The following is a 16,639-nucleotide window of genomic DNA, read 5'->3' on the forward strand; positions in this document are numbered from 1 at the left end:
TAGTGTATGCCCGGTTTTCAACTCCCTGAGAATCGAATATACGAACTAATCTCGAAAAAATCCAGATTATTCTAAAATATTCAATTCTCAGAGGCTTTAATCAGAGGAGTTCTGCAACACCCTCATTTCTTTATATCGTGCCACTCCGGGCACACCTCCGCTGCGCTTCGGTGAACCCGGTTACTATATAATCTGCGTCCTACGGACGCCCTTGCGGGATATAGAGTGGTATACATGGGATGCCTGGGGACGTGTATGTCAGGCAGAATTGGGGCGGGTATTGATCTGTGATGCACCGTAACTTCGGCTTGGTCCCTTTATTCCTAATAAAACAAATTGCACACACGAGACCTACCACCTCAACCTCTCTAAATATGACGATTCAGCCAAATCCACAAATATTATATTTTTTAAAAAATCACAAAGATTACAACAAATTCATACCATATTTCGTTAAACAATTAAGGCTCATAACAAAAAAACACGTTTTACTACCACTTTACCTTTTATGAATATCCGACTTTTCCTCCTCTCCCTTATATCATGTGTATGCATTTCAGCCACGGCCAAGGGATTGGTTGATACGTCGGCGGATCATGGACTAATGGTGCGTCAGATTCCCGGATCTGAATCTGACGCCATTGCTTTTTTTTAAAGGTCTGCCGGTTGAGTGCGACACTATATATGCCACTATATTCCGCCCGGCTAATTGTCCGCGCTGTGATGGATTTCTCAATGAGATAGACCGCAGCATAAAGACATATACCGACAAACCATCCGTACTGATTGCCGTATATCCCGATTCGGTAATGGCCAAAGCCTATATCAACAAATATGACATCAAAGCCGACCATTATATTTTTGACACCACTGAAGCATTTGACAAATTTCTATCGTTCAGTCCGGGCTATCTTCATGTCGGATATATCCTGAAATTCAATATCAGTACCGGCGAACTGATTGTGGGAAGCAATGCCGACAATGTTTCGCCGGCCTTTTTCAAGGAATTCAATCTGTATAGAGACAAAAAGGAGGCCTATCGGTTTCCGGCCGGTTCATACCGTCGCCAACCGGTCACCGAACATCTTGCCGGAAGTCTTGTCACCAAGGAATCCTATCATCTCGACACTCTGACAGCTCCGACGATAATGTCAGAAATAATATATCAGCCACTGTTTCACGGCAATAATCTGATATGGAACGACAAACTTGCCGAAGTCGCCTATCATTTCGCGATTGACAATGCCCGAGGCTGGCATTTCATCTCGACCCTTGAAGTAGATTCGACTCAGGCTGCGACATTCGCCGACATCCCGGCTGAATATTACAACAAAATGCTCATTTCCAATCAACTCAAGAACATAGCTTTGCAACCGTTTGTCATTGACAGTGACAAAATAGGCATTCCTTATTCTCTACCTGAATTGTGGATGGACGCAAACAACGGCATAAATTATCGCAACAAACCCTGTTATCTCGTCAAGTCATTGACCGACTCCACCCGTTCAGAGCTCATCCCACTCAATTATGATTACGAGGATAAGTTTTTCTATCCTCATTTCTATATGAAAAGTAATGGCGATGATATTGTGGTTGGCGTCCAAAGGCTCACATGGCCTCTGATTTATGACAAAGAGGAATATATGCACGATGCAGAGAGCAATCCGTTCAACGATGAGTTTTACGATTGTTACTCGCAGCCGGCACTTGCATCGTTTGACAAACAGGACGGAACGATGCTTTACCGATTCGGAGCATTACCGAGCTTCGCCAAAAAGACCAAGACCGGCTATTCATTTGCCGACATGCTGTTTGACTCCTATGATGACGAGGCCGTATATGCCTCGGCTTACGACGGAAGTGTATATATCTCACCCCGAGAAAGCCTCGACTGCGCTGATTGCCGCCGTGATTATTCGGCCTTTGACATTGATATAAGTAAATTTGCCACCCCCGACACGACCGATTTTTACACCTATAACTGCAATTCTCTGGCCGAACCTTATCTGAGTCGAAAACTCGTCGACATCAAGGCTGACAAAAGACGCATACACTGCCTGATGAGACTATGCAGCGATGCTTTTGAAAGGCCGGATCTTGAAGAATACCGCTACATCATCATTGACCGCATAACCGGCAACCGCTCAACATATAGCTACCCATCACCGACAGACGGCGAACACCGTATGGGATATGGACTGAGACGCACACATGACGGTCAGGTAGAGCCTTATTTCATAAGCAAACATGCCGATGGCTGGACGGTGACGCTGCTTGAATAGTCATTTTTCATCACATCGTGACGTTGTATTTGGCGAGGATGCGGAGGGGGTGATATGACTCTTTGGCGTGGCGCAGGCCGGGGTCGCCAACGTCTTCCTCGCGGTTGATGTAGCGCACCTCGGGATGATGGCCTGTCATGAGTTCGGCAAAGAGCTTGTTGACGGTCTCGCCCGCGCCGTTTACGAGGTGGTTCATCTTTTCGATATGCACATAGAGGGTGTCGCCTATCACTTCGCCGAGCGTGAAGGCCACAATGCCGTCGGCGGGTGTGGAGAGCACCGCTCCCTCAAATCCGTATCGGTCGAGGTGGGCGAGCACGTGCATCACCTGTTCGCGCTCCACGTCGGCAAGGGCCGGTTTGGAGAGGGGCAGATGTGTGTCGCGGTAAAAGGCTGTGACAGCGTCGAGATTGGCGGATGTCAACGGCTCGAAACTGTAGCCGGGGTTATCGGCGAAGAAACGATTGACGTGGTTGCGCTTTTTGCCGAGTTTCTTGCCCGAGAGCGAGGCGAGGGCTTCGGCGTCATATAGATAGTCGCCCCAGTCGTCAAGGGGGGTGACTTGAGTCGCGCCGAGTTCGCGCAGGGGGCCGACATACTCCTCGGGCACGGCCGAGAATACGAGCGGCATGCATCCGCTGTCACGGCAGTAATCACGCAGCAATGCCACGGATTCATGCAGTGGTGCCTTGCCGACAGGCAGCGAGAAGGCCGGACGTGTGACATCGTCCTCGGTGACACCTTTTATATATAGTGTATCGTTGTGGATGGCGTAGGTGTAGTTGAAATATCCGGCCCACATGAGCAGACCGCCTACGGTGAAATCGCATGTGCGTGAGGTAGAGCAACCGAGATAGGGTAGTATGCGGGGCACGTCGTCGAGCGTAAGGGGTGAGAATCGAAGCGGCGACCCGACCCGCGGCTTTACAGCCGTCAGCACGGTATAACTCCGGGCAGGATATTGAGAGCGTGAGGAATATAGAGGTGTCATAAAATAAGCAGTGTTATTATCAGTTGTTTCAACTGTAATAACAATTTATAGTTTAAAAAGTTAAAGGAGTTTATAAAGTTAAGATAATAGCGGAGAGGGTAGTATCTGCTGACGATACAGTCTCTGAAACTATTATCTTAACTTTATAAACTCCTTTAACTTTTTAAACTATAGGGAGATATTACTGACGGCCTGAGGTGGCGACGCCGCGGGCGATTTTTGCCACGAGACCCTGGAGCACCTTGCCGGGACCTACCTCGATGAACTCGTCGGCACCGTCGGCTACCATGTTTTGCACGCTCTGAGTCCAACGCACGGGGGCGGTGAGCTGAGCCACGAGGTTGGCCTTGATTTCGGCGGGATCAGTGTGGGGCTTGGCGTCCACGTTCTGATAAACGGGCACAGCGGGAGTGTGGAAGTCGGTGCGCTCGATGGCTTCGGCGAGCTCTGCGCGAGCGGGCTCCATGCAGGGGGAGTGGAAACCACCGCCCACCTTGAGCTTGAGGGCACGTTTGGCACCGGCCTCGAGGAGTTTGGCGCAAGCTGCGTCGATGGCCTCAACCTCGCCCGAAATCACGAGCTGGCCGGGGCAGTTGTAGTTGGCGCACACGACTGTGCCGTCAACACCTGCACAGATTTCCTCGACTTTCTCGTCGGGAAGGGCGAGCACGGCAGCCATTGTGGAGGGGTTGATTTCGCATGCTTTCTGCATAGCCTGTGCACGGGCCGACACGAGGCGGAGACCGTCCTCAAAGCTGAGTGCTCCGGCAGCTACGAGAGCTGAAAATTCGCCGAGCGAATGTCCGGCCACCATCGAGGGGTCAAACTCTTCGCCCATGGTCTTGGCGAGAATCACCGAGTGGAGGAAAATGGCGGGCTGTGTAACCTTGGTCTGACGGAGGTCTTCGTCAGTGCCCTCAAACATGAGGTCGGTTATGCGGAATCCGAGTATCTCGTTGGCCTTCTCAAACATCTCTTTGGCCACAGGATTATTGTCATAGAGGTCTTTGCCCATGCCTACAAACTGGGCACCCTGACCGGGAAATACAAATGCTTTCATGTGTAATATAGCGTTAAAATGTTATTTGCAGATTTTCACGGGTGCAAAGTTAGTGAATATTTTGATTACAAGCCATGTTTGGCTTCAAAAATACAAAAGTGTATAAAAATGTGACGTCATCATATCACCATGCTACTGCGCTACAATAAAAATGTAACACAGCTCTGCAAGCATAACCATAACAAACCGCTAACTTTGCAATATACAAATTAAAACCTCATAAATCATGAAACACTTGCTACTCGCCGCCGCATCAATGAGCATGATATGCGCGTCGGCACAGAATCCTGCCATACACACGTGGTTTACCCCCGACCCTGCACCTTTTGTACACAACGACACGGTGTATCTCTTCACCGATCATGACGAGGACGACGCCCAGTATTTCAAGATGAAGGACTGGCAACTCTACTCGACCACCGATATGGTCAACTGGACCTATCGCGGGACCCCCATCTCCACAGCCACATTCGCGTGGGCCAAGCAGGGCGACAACGCCTGGGCCTCGCAGGCGGTGGAGCGCGACGGCAAGTGGTATTGGTATATCTGCGCCGAGGACACCACATGCCACCTCCACGGCATAGGAGTGGCTGTCGCCGACAGTCCGACCGGCCCTTACAAGGATGCCCTGGGGAGGCCGCTTGTGCCGGGCGCGTTCGGATATATCGACCCGTCGGTATTTATCGACGATGACGGACAGGCTTATCTGTTCTGGGGCAACAACGGGCTGTGGTATGCCCGCCTCAACAGAGACATGGTGTCGCTCGGCAGCGAGGTCATGGAGGTGCCCGGTCTCAACGACCCCGACTGTTTCGGCCCCAAAGTGCTCAAGCATGACTGGCAGCTCAACAAGCGCGTCATGAAGACCGGCTATGAGGAGGGCCCGTGGGTGACGAAGCGCAACGGGTTGTATTATCTGGCCTATGCGGCCGGAGGTGTGCCCGAACATATGGCCTACTCGACCGCCGAGAATATCAACGGTCCGTGGAAATATCGCGGCCGCATCATGGACGAGGCCGAGAACAGTTTTACCATCCACGGGGGCAATATCAACTTCAAGGGGCGCGACTTCATGTTTTATCACAACGGCATCCTGCCCAACGGCGGAGGATTTCGCCGCAGCACGAGCATCGAGGAGTTTAAGTTCAATCCCGACGGGTCTATGCCGTTTATGCCTTTCACGCGCGAGGGTGTCAGGACTCCGGCCGGCACGCTCGACCCTTATAGCCGTGTCGAGGCCGAGACCATGGCCAGCGGCTTCGGGCTCAAGACCGACCGCAATGCCGGCGACGAGCATTATCTCACCTCGATCAACAATGGCGACTGGCTCGGACTGCGCGCGGTGGATTTCGGAAAGAAGACACCCGTGAAGTTTGTCGCATCAATAGGGTCGGCCAAGGCCAAGGGGTGCATACAGTTCAGACTCGACACCCTCAACGGTCCGGTAATCGCCTCGATTGAGATAGACCCAGCCAAGGACGGCGGAGCCATGCACGAGGTGTCGGCCCCGTTCACAGCCCCCAAGGACAAATCGGTCGAGGGCCTGCATGACCTCTACATCCTCTTCTCGGGCGAGGAAGGCGAGATGTTTGACTTCGACTGGTGGAGAGCAGAGAATTGATCAACAAGAAATGAGATATGAAGAATTGGCTTCGTGGTATCCATGCCGATGTCGCGAAGCCAATTCTTCATATCTCATTTCTACATCCTTTATTATATATGTGATAATTTGTTAAATAATAGTCGGTATATTAAGAGTTTTCATTAACTTTGCCGACTGAATTTAACGTCGGGAGGTGTGACACGGTCTCCCGAGGTAATGTGTACACAAGAACAATTTATGAAAAACCTCGTGATAGTCGAGTCTCCGGCCAAGGCCAAGACCATCGAAAAGTTTTTAGGAAAGGACTATAAAGTGATGTCGAGCTTCGGACACATCCGTGACCTGCGCAAAAAAGACATCAGCATACGCGTCGACTCGGACTTCGAGCCGGTGTATGAAATCCCGACCGACAAGAAGGCCCTGGTAGCCGATCTGAAAAAGGCTGCAAAGAGTGCGGAGACCGTATGGCTCGCGTCCGATGAGGACCGCGAGGGAGAGGCCATAGCATGGCACCTCTATGAAGTGCTGGGGCTCAAGCCCGAAAACACGCGCCGCATAGTGTTTCACGAGATTACCAAAAACGCCATACTCAACGCCATCGAGCATCCGCGCGAGATCGACATCAATCTGGTCGACGCCCAGCAGGCACGCCGAGTGCTCGACCGCCTGGTGGGCTTCGAGCTGTCGCCGGTGTTGTGGAAGAAGATACGCCCCGCGCTCTCGGCAGGACGCGTTCAGTCGGTGGCGGTGAGACTCATCGTTGACCGCGAGAACGAAATCAACGCCTTCACCTCCGAGCCTTACTTCCGTGTCACCGCCCGCTTCATGCTCCCCGGCGGAGTGCCTCTGGGCGCGGAACTGTCACGCCGTCTGCCCGACGAGAAGTCGGCGCGCGAGTTTCTCGAAGCATGCGCCGGAGCATCGTTTACCGTAGGCGACATCGTAGTCAAACCGCTCAAGAAGTCGCCCGCGCCCCCTTTCACCACCTCCACACTGCAGCAGGAGGCAGGCAGAAAATTAGGATTCTCGGTGTCGCAGACCATGATGATAGCCCAGAAGCTCTACGAGGCCGGACACATCACCTATATGCGTACCGACTCGCTCAATCTCTCGTCGCTGGCCATAGCCTCAATCTCCAATCTCATCAAGGAGGAGATGGGCGAGGGTTATCTCAAGGTGCGTAAGTATCACACCTCATCGAAGGGCGCGCAGGAGGCTCACGAGGCCATCCGTCCCACCTATATGGACAAGGAGACTGTCGAGGGGACGGCTCAGGAGAAGAAACTCTACCGTCTGATACGCCTCCGCACCATAGCCTCGCAGATGGCCGACGCCGAGATGGAAAAGACCACCGTGGAGATAGGCATCAGCAACCGTCAGGAACACTTCTCGGCCACAGGCGAGGTGATAAAGTTTGACGGCTTTCTGCGCATCTATCTCGAGGGCAGCGACGACGACACCGAGAGCAGCGACTCGGAGACCACCCTGCCGCGCATGACCACGGGCGAGAGCCTCACGCTCCAGGATGCCAACGCAACGGAGCGTTTCACCCTCGCACCCCCGCGCTACACCGAGTCATCACTCGTAAAGAAGATGGAGGAGCTCGGCATAGGCCGCCCGTCGACCTACGCGCCGACCATCTCGACCATCCAGAACCGCGAATATATCGTCAAGGGCGAGAAGGCCGGCGAGAAGCGCGAATATACCGTGCTCACTCTCTCGGGCAAGAAGGTCTCGACCAAGATCAAGAGCGAAAACGCCGGAGCCGACAAGGGCAAACTCATACCCACCGACACCGGTATCATCGTCAACGAATTTCTCACCAAACACTTCCCCGACATCCTCGACTATGACTTCACGGCCGGAATGGAGGAGAAGTTTGACCGCATAGCCGAGGGCGACTCCAACTGGAACAACGAAATCAAGGATTTCTATGCCCTCTTCCACCCCGAGGTGGAGAAGGCCAACGAGCTGCGCACCGAGCATAAGGTGGGCGAGCGTATGCTCGGCACCGACCCCGCCACGGGCGAACCGGTGTCGGTCAAGATAGGCCGCTTCGGCCCCATCGCCCAGATAGGCTCGACCGAAAGCGACGCCAAGCCGCGCTTCGCATCGCTGCGCAAGGACCAGAGCATCATGGACATCACGCTCGAGGAGGCTCTCAAGCTCTTTGACCTGCCCCGCGAGGTGGGTACATATGAGGACAAGACCGTCACTGCGGCTGTGGGACGTTTCGGCCCCTATCTGCGACATGACGGCAAGTTTGTGTCAATCCCCAAAGACCTCTCGCCCACATCCATCACGCTCGAAGAGGCCATAGAGCTTATCGAGGCCAAGCGTGTGGCTGAGAAAAACAAGACTGTCAAGACCTTTGACGAGGAGCCCGACCTGCAGATACTCAACGGCCGATATGGCGTGTATATTTCCTATCAGAAGGCTAACTACAAGATACCCAAGACGGTGATCGACCCGGCGGCCCTTACCTATGACGAGGTCAAGGCCATAATCGCCGACCAGGAATCCGCTCCCAAGAAAAAGACTACGCGAGGACGGAAGAGCTCTTCATGAGTTTAGAGCTTAGAGTTTAAAGTTTAGAGAGTTTAAGGAGTTTATAAAGTTAAACTTTCACACGCTATCTCCAAAGTAGTCAAATAATATCACAGATGTATAAAAAACCATACAATACCCGCCCCGGGGCTGAGAAAAGGCCATTCAAACCCGATGTAATCGAGAGCTATGTCGTTGACAGCGCGTCACAACTACTCGAGTTTCTCATCGCGGCCATGCCCGAGCGCAAACGCACAGCCATCAAGAGTCTGCTGGCCCACAACCAGGTGGCTGTCAACGGCACGCCCCAGCGACAGTTTGACTTCAGCCTCAAGCATGGCGACGAGGTGAAAGTGAACCTCTCGCGCGAGTTTCGCACATTTTACAACCGCCGCCTCAAACTGGTGTATGAGGATGACGACATTATCGTGGTCAACAAAGGCTATGGCCTCCTCTCCATGGGCAACGAGAAAGTCAAGGACGAGACGGCCTACAATATACTGCGCGACTATCTGAAGTGGCAGGACCCTCGCAACAAGGTGTTTATCGTGCACCGTCTCGACCGCGACACATCGGGGCTGATGGTGTTTGCCAAAACCGTCGAGGCCAAGGAGAAACTCCAGCACAACTGGAACAACATGGTGCTCGAGCGCAAATATCTGGCCGTTGTCGAAGGGCGTCCCGACCCCTCGGAGGGCGAGGTGCGCAGCTATCTGGCCGAAAATTCGCGCTATGAAGTCTATTCGACCGATAATCCCGAGGAGGGACAACTGGCCGTGACCCGTTATCGCACACTCAAGAGCAAACACGGATATTCGCTCATGGAGGTGCAGCTCGACACGGGCCGCAAAAACCAGATACGCGTGCACATGAAGGACCTCGGCCACCCCATCACGGGCGACCGCCGCTATGGAGCCGGCTCCTCGCCCATCCACCGTATGGCCCTGCATGCCCAGACCCTGCGCTTTGTCCACCCCATCACGCGCAAGGACATGAATTTCTCAACTCCAATCCCCATTTCCTTCGGCAAAATCGTAGGGATGTGATTACAGTCTCATTATGATACAGATCGGCGATACAGTAAGATTTCTCAACTCGACAGGCGGCGGCGTGGTGCGCCGCATAGAGGGCAACATAGCCTATGTTGACGAGGACGGATTTGAGACGCCCACCCCGCTGCGCGAATGTGTGGTAGTGGCCACGGCCGCAGCCTCACCCCGCACCGCGCCTGTGGCTCCGGCCAAGGCGGCCGCAACCTCATCGCCGGCCCCGGCCCCCAAGGCCCCGGCTCAGGCCCCGGACATGACTGTCGAGGAGACTCCCGGGGGCGAGAAACTCAACATAGTGCTCGCCTATGAGGCAGCCAACCTCAAGCGGCTCAATGACACTACTTTTGACACCTATATAGTCAACGACTCCAACTATTACCTCTATTTCACCTACATGACCCGCGCCGACGAGGCCAAGGAGTGGACGCTGAGATATGCGGGAATGGTTGAGCCCAACATACAGCTCTTCATCGAGGAGATAGCCGGCAGCGACCTCACGACGATGGATCGTGTGGCCGTGCAGTGCATAGCCTACAAGAAGGGCAAAGAGTTCAGGATGAAGTCGCCGGTGGCCGTGGAGACAGCTCTCGACACCACCAAGTTTTTCAAACTTCACTGTTTCAAGCCCAACCCCTACTTTGACCACGACGTCATAGCCCTCGACATAGTGAAGGACGACGTGGCCCTGCGCCGCATGGTCATCGACTCGGGCCGGCTCGAGGAGGGACTCAAGGCCAAGAAGGCCGTGGATCGTCCCATACGCCGCCCCGTGCAGAAACACCAGCCCAAGAAGCCGGGTCTGCTCGAGATAGACCTCCACATAAGCGAACTTGTCGACTCGACCGCGGGACTCTCGCCGGCCGATATGCTCAACCTGCAGATCGACGAGTTTCGCAAGGTGATGGACGCCAATCTTAAAAACAAGGGGTTGAAAATAGTCTTTATCCACGGCAAGGGCGAGGGTGTGTTGCGCAACGCACTCATGAAGGAGTTCAACCACCGGTATAAAGGCCATCAGGTGCAGGACGCCTCATTCCGGGAATACGGATTCGGCGCGACACAGGTGACTATCTGAACCGACGGGAGATACAAAAGGACAAAAGTTTCAAAAGGAGAAGAAGAAGTCTTCCGGTCAATCCATCTACATTATGTCTGACTCATCGACCGACTTCCGACACTTTTTGAGACTTTTGTCCTTTTGTATCTCCCGGACCGTCATATATCATTCCGGCCACACGCATTACTGACCACATGGACCGATTTGACACAGAGAACAGTTACTCGACCATAATGAAACGCCTCTCGGCTTTCGGAGGGGTGCAGCTATTCAACATCCTCATCACGCTGGTGAGGGGCAAGTTTGTGGCGATGTTTCTCGGTCCGGAAGGCATGGGCATCTCCTCACTGTTCACCTCATCGACCGCTACCGTGCAACATCTGAGCAGCCTCGGCCTCAACCTTGCCATAGTCAAGGAGGTGGCGCGTGTCAGGGATGACAGCCGCGGACGCTCTGACGTGATAGGCGTGGCCCTGCGTCTGCTGCTGCTCACCTCGCTGCTCGGCGCGGTGATGTGTGCGGTGTTGTCGCCGTGGCTGAGCAAGTGGTGTTTCGGTGACTACAGCTACACCCTGAGCTTTGTGTGGCTCGGCCTGTTTTCGGCCCTCTCGATAGGGGGAGGCGGTCTGCTGGCCATACTGCAGGGCATGTCGCAGGTGAAACGCCTCGCCAAAGCCTCGCTGACCGGCGGTCTGTCAGGACTCCTGATAGGGGTGCCGCTCTACTACTTTTTCGGCACGGGCGGCATAGTCCCGGCCATGATACTCATGTCGGGGGTGATATTCACATTTTACTATGTGTCATTACGCAGGTCGGTCGAATATGAATACACACCGCTGAGTCTGCGGCAGCATGTGCCGCTCATCAGGCGGCTCGTCGTCACGGGTCTGATACTTATGGCCGGAGGACTGGCCGGCACAGTTGCCAACTTTGCCATCAACGCCTTTGTGCGCGCCTATGGCGACATTGACAATGTGGGGCTCTACCAGGCGGCTTCGTCGCTCACCAACCAGTATCTCGGCATAGTGTTCAGCGCGCTGGCCATGGACTACTTCCCCCGCCTGTCGGCGGCTATGGGCGAGCACGGCAAGATGCTCACGGTGGTCAACCGTCAGACCGAGATAGTCATGCTCATAGCCACTCCGCTCGCACTGGCACTCATATGGTCGGCCCCGTGGGTGATAAAGCTGCTGCTTACCGACGAGTTTTTTGTCATAATCCCGCTCATGAGATGGCTTGGCATGGGTATACTGCTTCAGGCGGTAGTCTTCCCGCTGGGCTACATACTGCTCGCGGGTAACAACCGCAGGGTGTATGTGTGGGTAGAGATTGTGATTGACAATCTGACGTGGATAGCTTTAAGCATGGGTCTGTACTATATGTACGGGCTGATAGGTCTCGGCGTGAGCATGATGGCGAGGTCGATGATAAACATCGGTGTGGCCTACGGTGTGACGCGCTCGTATTACGGATTTCGCTACGATGGCCGCAGCCTCACGGCCCTGGCGGTGTGTCTCACGTTGGGCGGGTGTGGATTTCTTCTCTCGCTGACTACCGATGCCGCCTTCGGCTGGCCCATACTGGCCGTGATGCTGGTCTCGGCCGTCTACTCAGCTCTCCGCCTCAGACGACGCCTCGCCTCCCGACAGGCATAATCAAACAAATAACATACACGCTGATATGATTATATATTTCTCAGGCACAGGCAACAGCCGCGCGGTGGCCACAGAGCTTGGACGGCTGCTGGACGAGGAGGTCAAGGCCATGACTCCATCGATGCGCGGAGGTGACATGGCGATGACCGACAGCCGTCGGCTCATATGGGTGTTTCCGGTCTACTCATGGGGTGTTCCTCCTTATGTGCTCGATATCATACGCTCTGTCGTGATTGACACGCCGGCTGCTATGCCTCATCATGCGGTGATGACCTGCGGTGACGATTGCGGTCTGGCCGACCGCATGTGGCGCAAGGCTATAGCCGCTCGCGGATGGAGGGGGCGGTGTGTGATGTCGGTGCAGATGCCTAACAATTATGTGTCGCTGCCGGGATTTGATGTCGACCCTAAGGGGGTCGAGGAGGCCAAACTGGCGGCTTTCCCTTCGCGGCTGAAAAGTGTGGCTGCGGAAATAGTCCGGGCCGAGTCGGACGACTCGGAGGTGACCGACATTGTGCGCGGGTCGTTTGCCCGGATTAAAACCAAGGTGATATATCCGTGGTTTGTGCGTCATGCCATGAATCCGCGTCGGTTCAGCGTGTCAGAGGCTTGTGTCGCGTGCGGCAAGTGTGCCCTGACCTGTCCGCTCGGCAATATCACCATGTCGGGCCCGGGGGAGAATCCCCGCGCCATGCGCCCGGCCTGGGGCGGGGACTGCGCGGGATGTCTCGGATGTTACCACACATGCCCCGTGCATGCCATCAATTACACGTCGGCCACAAAGGGCAAAGGACAGTATGAATATCGTGGGGGAGATACAAAAGGACAAAAGTCTCATAAGATACAAAAGTTTTGATTTTTCATGGCTGTAATATAAGCCTGAAAAAAACTTATGTTTCTTATGAGACTTTTGTCCTTTTGTATCTCCTCTCCCTCAACGGCCGAATCTTACGCCTGCTCCGAGCATGAGGTTACCTGGCTCGTTGAAGCGATAGAGCTTGTAGCCGGTGAGCAGGAAAAAGCGGTCGGTGACGAAGGTTTTGAGTGAGAAGGTGTTGTACCATCCGCGCAGGTCGTGGCCGCCGGGCGCAAGGACACTGTGGCCGAGACCGACATTTATCGCAAACAACGACATGCGCAACTCCACACGGGCCGAGAGTCCGAGCATGATGCGGTCGGAAAACGAGGGGCGGTAAAATCGGGGGTCGTCCGACGGTGTGCCGGTGACATAATGGGACGAGAGGGCGGCTCCTTCGTCATATTGCCCGTCGACCGACACTCCGGCCGACAGAAGGGGGTTGAAACGATACATGGGGGTGAGGTTGAAGCCGGCCACGCCAAATTTGCCGGGCGCGAGGCTCTTTCCTCCCTCAACGCCGTCGATGTTTATGCCGGGATAAGGGATGTAGGACCATTTGCGCCATGCACCGTAGAGCGCGAGGTCATAGACCATGCCCGGCTCGAAGTCGCTCCAGTCGGCTCTGCGCATGACGGCGGGAGTGCCCAAAGTATAGCTCAGGCCGACGCGTGCGCCGAGCATGTTGAGTCCGGGATTGGGGTCGCCGGTATTGCCGTTGGAGTAGTGTGTCACCTCGGCTCCGGCAAGCAGACCCAGACGCGGTGTAAGACGATAGCGGAGATAGAGGCCAAAGTTGATGTAGGCTGTAACCGGAGTGCCCATGCCGTCGAGATTGCGCACATAGTCGGGCGAATCATGGTCCATGGACTTCCAGCCCATGGCCGCCCTAAGTTCCATTCATAGTCGAGTGTCAGCCGCTCGCCCAGCGAGGCCAGCCGTGCCCCCTGCATCACGTAGAGCAGAGCGGGGGTGCCCAGCACTCCGCCCGGCGATGCCATCTGCACGCCCACTCCGACGCCCTGATAGGCCGACGGATACCACCGGCCGTAACGCGAGCCGGGGGCATTGCGCATGCTCAGCTCGGCAAAGGGTGCGTAGCCCATGTCGAGCGGCCGGCCGCTGACGTTTGACCCGCGCACGAAATAGTTGGTGTGGAGTATGGGGGTGGCCCTGAGTCCGGCGGTCACGGTGACGTCGGTCACGTGATGAGAGGGCTCGCGGGGATACTCATCGTCAGATGATGTCGCCCGTGCGTGCATACAGGCCGGCGCAAGCAATCCTGCGAGCGTCACGGCTATGACTATTGACTTATAATTCATCATATCTCACTTCATAGCTGTCGGGCTGCTCTATGGTCAGCCATATTATCATTTCGTGCTCCTCGCCCGAATATTTGTTTCTCACTCTGAGCCGTGCGTCAAAGACGGTCGGCACCATCCGGGCATATAGTTGGGTCAACATGCCGGGCTCAACATTGATCGGCGTAATCGGCGGGTAATGGAGCAGATAGGTGTAACTCATCGATGAACTTATCCCGGCAGTCTCGCCTCGCAGCTCCCAGTCAGAATAGTAGGGATTGGTCCTTGTCGGGACCGGTATCTCCTCTCCTTCAAGAGCGGAGATGTACTCTTCATCAGCCGTGATTGTCCGGATGTTATAAAACGACAATATGCCGGAAGGTAGCTGCGGAGTCCACAGCACGGGCTCATTGCCCGCCGAGAGTCCATAGGCGGTCAACAGCCGGTCTTCAGCCTTATTTTCATCTGTGCCCCACGTCATGAGATTGTAGTCAACATCCACAATCTCGAGGCCGCCCACACGCTCTATCCCGACCATTATCTCATGGCGGTCGTAGGTCTCATCAGAGCTGGCCACAAGCCAGAACATCAACATGCCGTTGCCTATGGCATAGTTTACGTCGACCGTCACCACGTCGCCGCGGCGGGTGACCGTGAAGTCGTTGAGCGTGGTGTGGAGCGATATGGTGCCGTCGCCGGTGAGTGTCTTGCCTTGCATCGGGCTTCCGCCGGCCGGGGTGACCACCGTCGGCAGATCAGTGCCGTGTATGTCGGCTCCCGCAAGGGTGAGCTGCGACCAGTCGTCGGAGCGAAACCGTATGGTGCGCGAGGCTCCGTCGCCCTTCATGGTCAGCTCGGTGACATCGGGCGTGAAGTCCTCGACAAATATGTCGGAATTACATGCACATAGCAAAAATGTCAGTAATAATATGGTAATAAATCGCATATAGCGCATAGAATAATGTTTACATCCGCGAATTTACAAAAAAAAATGACAAAAAATCACCTTCTCGGTAAACTTTTAACCATTCCCGATTGTATTTATGTAACAATAACATTCAATTACCCTAACACTTCTTACCAAATGGATAAAAAATCTATCAAAGGAACCAAGACCGAACACAACCTGCTCGCTGCTTTTGCCGGTGAAAGCCAGGCACGTTCACGCTATACATTGTTTGCCAAAAAGGCCAAGGAAGAGGGCTACCGCCAGATAGCCAAGGTGTTCAAGATGACCGCCAAGCAGGAGATGAGCCATGCCGAGCTTTTCTTCAGCAAACTCGAGGGCGGTGTCGTGACCATCCAGGCCGGCTATCCCGCCGGTGTTGTCGGCGACACTATCACCAACCTGCGCGAAGCTGCTGCCGGCGAGCGCGAGGAGTGGAGTGACCTTTATGCCAACTTTGCCCAGACTGCCGTTGATGAGGGTTTCCCCGAAATCGCTGCTCTCTTCAAGATGGTGGCTAAGGTGGAGGTTGAGCATGAGCAGCGTTATCTGCGTCTTCTCGACCGTCTGACCAACGACCAGGAGTTCTCAGGCGAGGATGCCGAGCAGGAATGGCAGTGTATGCACTGCGGTTATGTGCACAAGGGTAAGTCTGCCCCCAAGAAATGCCCCGTATGCGGCAAGGAGCAGGGATACTTCGAGCGCAAAGCCGATAATTACTAACTAACTCACTATGGTTAAGAAAGTAACAAGTTAAAAGAGTTAATTTTTTAATTGCTTTACTTCACTATGGTTAAGGAAGTAACAAGTTGAAAAAGTTAATTTTTAATCGCTTTATTGCCATAGTTAAGAGTACGACGAGTTAATCTCCACAACCCCACGACTTATACCTTACTTATTGTTGTCTATCATATAATATTAAGACTAAAAAGGTCAATCTAAATAGACTTACTGCTTACTTATATTGTGTGGTAAATAAGGTAATAAGTTAAAAAGGTCTGTTCAATACACGCTACATAAAAACATATTACCCCTATATCCCCCCCGAGGCCGGAAGGACAAGCGTCCCCCCGGCCTCGATATTTTGCATCATGTCGGACGCTGATTATCGGGCGCAATAGCTCTATACAGCCCCCTCGCACGATAACCGAGGGTGTTGCAGAACTCCTCTGATTAAAGCCTCTGAGAATTGAATATTTTAGAATAATCTGGAATTTTTCGAGATTAGTTCGTATATTCGATTCTCAGGAAGTTGAAAACCGGGCATACACTAAAAAAACAGCGAAAATCGG

13 protein-coding genes are annotated in these 16,639 nt (G+C 53.9%); 8 read left to right on the forward strand and 5 right to left on the reverse strand.

Going from position 1 to position 16,639, the window contains the following annotated elements:
• Positions 1-641: 641 nt before the first annotated feature.
• On the forward strand, positions 642-2,282 hold the full coding sequence (locus QGT73_RS14790) for a hypothetical protein (RefSeq protein WP_280122922.1): 1,641 nt from the start codon (positions 642-644) through the stop codon (positions 2,280-2,282).
• 10 nt (positions 2,283-2,292) lie between these two features.
• On the opposite strand, the gene QGT73_RS14795 is transcribed toward QGT73_RS14790, so the two are convergent.
• Positions 2,293-3,273, reverse strand: coding sequence for a DUF2156 domain-containing protein (locus tag QGT73_RS14795; RefSeq protein ID WP_280122923.1), 981 nt, complete (start codon positions 3,271-3,273; stop codon positions 2,293-2,295).
• Positions 3,274-3,454: 181 nt separating this feature from the next.
• Positions 3,455-4,333: an ACP S-malonyltransferase gene (gene fabD, locus QGT73_RS14800; RefSeq protein WP_123616954.1), complete on the reverse strand. Its 879-nt coding sequence runs from the start codon at positions 4,331-4,333 to the stop codon at positions 3,455-3,457.
• A gap of 226 nt (positions 4,334-4,559) precedes the next feature.
• Here fabD and QGT73_RS14805 point away from each other — a divergent pair, with 226 nt between their 5' ends.
• From QGT73_RS14805 to QGT73_RS14830, 6 genes are all read left to right on the forward strand, one after another.
• Positions 4,560-5,954 (forward strand): glycoside hydrolase family 43 protein, encoded by a 1,395-nt coding sequence (locus QGT73_RS14805; protein ID WP_280122924.1) that lies wholly within the window; start codon positions 4,560-4,562, stop codon positions 5,952-5,954.
• 219 nt (positions 5,955-6,173) lie between these two features.
• Positions 6,174-8,504, forward strand: a complete 2,331-nt coding sequence (topA, locus tag QGT73_RS14810) for a type I DNA topoisomerase (RefSeq protein WP_280122925.1) — start codon at positions 6,174-6,176, stop codon at positions 8,502-8,504.
• Between the two features lie 95 nt (positions 8,505-8,599).
• Complete coding sequence (locus QGT73_RS14815) at positions 8,600-9,529, forward strand: RluA family pseudouridine synthase (protein ID WP_280122926.1); 930 nt, start codon at positions 8,600-8,602, stop codon at positions 9,527-9,529.
• A 13-nt stretch (positions 9,530-9,542) separates the two neighbouring features.
• Positions 9,543-10,607, forward strand: coding sequence for a DUF2027 domain-containing protein (locus tag QGT73_RS14820; protein ID WP_280122927.1), 1,065 nt, complete (start codon positions 9,543-9,545; stop codon positions 10,605-10,607).
• A gap of 176 nt (positions 10,608-10,783) precedes the next feature.
• Positions 10,784-12,244: an oligosaccharide flippase family protein gene (locus tag QGT73_RS14825; protein ID WP_280122928.1), complete on the forward strand. Its 1,461-nt coding sequence runs from the start codon at positions 10,784-10,786 to the stop codon at positions 12,242-12,244.
• 25 nt (positions 12,245-12,269) lie between these two features.
• Positions 12,270-13,100 (forward strand): EFR1 family ferrodoxin, encoded by an 831-nt coding sequence (locus QGT73_RS14830; protein WP_280122929.1) that lies wholly within the window; start codon positions 12,270-12,272, stop codon positions 13,098-13,100.
• A 78-nt stretch (positions 13,101-13,178) separates the two neighbouring features.
• Here the strand turns inward: QGT73_RS14830 and QGT73_RS14835 are convergent, their stop codons facing one another.
• Genes QGT73_RS14835 through QGT73_RS14845 form a run of 3 tightly spaced genes read right to left on the reverse strand, consistent with a single transcriptional unit; the run spans position 13,179 to position 15,347 of the window.
• Positions 13,179-13,925, reverse strand: coding sequence for an acyloxyacyl hydrolase (locus QGT73_RS14835; protein ID WP_280122933.1), 747 nt, complete (start codon positions 13,923-13,925; stop codon positions 13,179-13,181).
• Entirely contained in the window at positions 13,832-14,425 is a 594-nt protein-coding gene (locus tag QGT73_RS14840) for a hypothetical protein (RefSeq protein ID WP_280122930.1), read from the reverse strand. The genes QGT73_RS14835 and QGT73_RS14840 overlap by 94 nt, the downstream gene beginning before the upstream one ends.
• Complete coding sequence (locus tag QGT73_RS14845; protein ID WP_280122931.1) at positions 14,412-15,347, reverse strand: hypothetical protein; 936 nt, start codon at positions 15,345-15,347, stop codon at positions 14,412-14,414. The genes QGT73_RS14840 and QGT73_RS14845 overlap by 14 nt, the downstream gene beginning before the upstream one ends.
• A gap of 138 nt (positions 15,348-15,485) precedes the next feature.
• Here QGT73_RS14845 and rbr point away from each other — a divergent pair, with 138 nt between their 5' ends.
• Complete coding sequence (rbr, locus tag QGT73_RS14850) at positions 15,486-16,070, forward strand: rubrerythrin (protein WP_280122932.1); 585 nt, start codon at positions 15,486-15,488, stop codon at positions 16,068-16,070.
• The last annotated feature ends 569 nt before the right edge of the window (positions 16,071-16,639 follow it).

Source organism: Duncaniella muricolitica (genome assembly GCF_910574735.1).
Classification (GTDB): Bacteria; Bacteroidota; Bacteroidia; order Bacteroidales; family Muribaculaceae; genus Duncaniella; species Duncaniella muricolitica.

What these genes read in the sequence shown, in the direction of transcription:
- QGT73_RS14795 (WP_280122923.1), bottom strand. Translation starts at nt 3,273, where the DNA reads ATGACACCTCTATATTCCTCACGCTCTCAATATCCTGCCCGGAGTTAT.
- fabD (WP_123616954.1), bottom strand. Translation starts at nt 4,333, where the DNA reads ATGAAAGCATTTGTATTTCCCGGTCAGGGTGCCCAGTTTGTAGGCATG.
- QGT73_RS14805 (WP_280122924.1), top strand. Translation starts at nt 4,560, where the DNA reads ATGAAACACTTGCTACTCGCCGCCGCATCAATGAGCATGATATGCGCG.
- topA (WP_280122925.1), top strand. Translation starts at nt 6,174, where the DNA reads ATGAAAAACCTCGTGATAGTCGAGTCTCCGGCCAAGGCCAAGACCATC.
- QGT73_RS14815 (WP_280122926.1), top strand. Translation starts at nt 8,600, where the DNA reads ATGTATAAAAAACCATACAATACCCGCCCCGGGGCTGAGAAAAGGCCA.
- QGT73_RS14820 (WP_280122927.1), top strand. Translation starts at nt 9,543, where the DNA reads ATGATACAGATCGGCGATACAGTAAGATTTCTCAACTCGACAGGCGGC.
- QGT73_RS14825 (WP_280122928.1), top strand. Translation starts at nt 10,784, where the DNA reads ATGGACCGATTTGACACAGAGAACAGTTACTCGACCATAATGAAACGC.
- QGT73_RS14830 (WP_280122929.1), top strand. Translation starts at nt 12,270, where the DNA reads ATGATTATATATTTCTCAGGCACAGGCAACAGCCGCGCGGTGGCCACA.
- QGT73_RS14835 (WP_280122933.1), bottom strand. Translation starts at nt 13,925, where the DNA reads ATGGGCACTCCGGTTACAGCCTACATCAACTTTGGCCTCTATCTCCGC.
- QGT73_RS14840 (WP_280122930.1), bottom strand. Translation starts at nt 14,425, where the DNA reads ATGATGAATTATAAGTCAATAGTCATAGCCGTGACGCTCGCAGGATTG.
- QGT73_RS14845 (WP_280122931.1), bottom strand. Translation starts at nt 15,347, where the DNA reads ATGCGATTTATTACCATATTATTACTGACATTTTTGCTATGTGCATGT.
- rbr (WP_280122932.1), top strand. Translation starts at nt 15,486, where the DNA reads ATGGATAAAAAATCTATCAAAGGAACCAAGACCGAACACAACCTGCTC.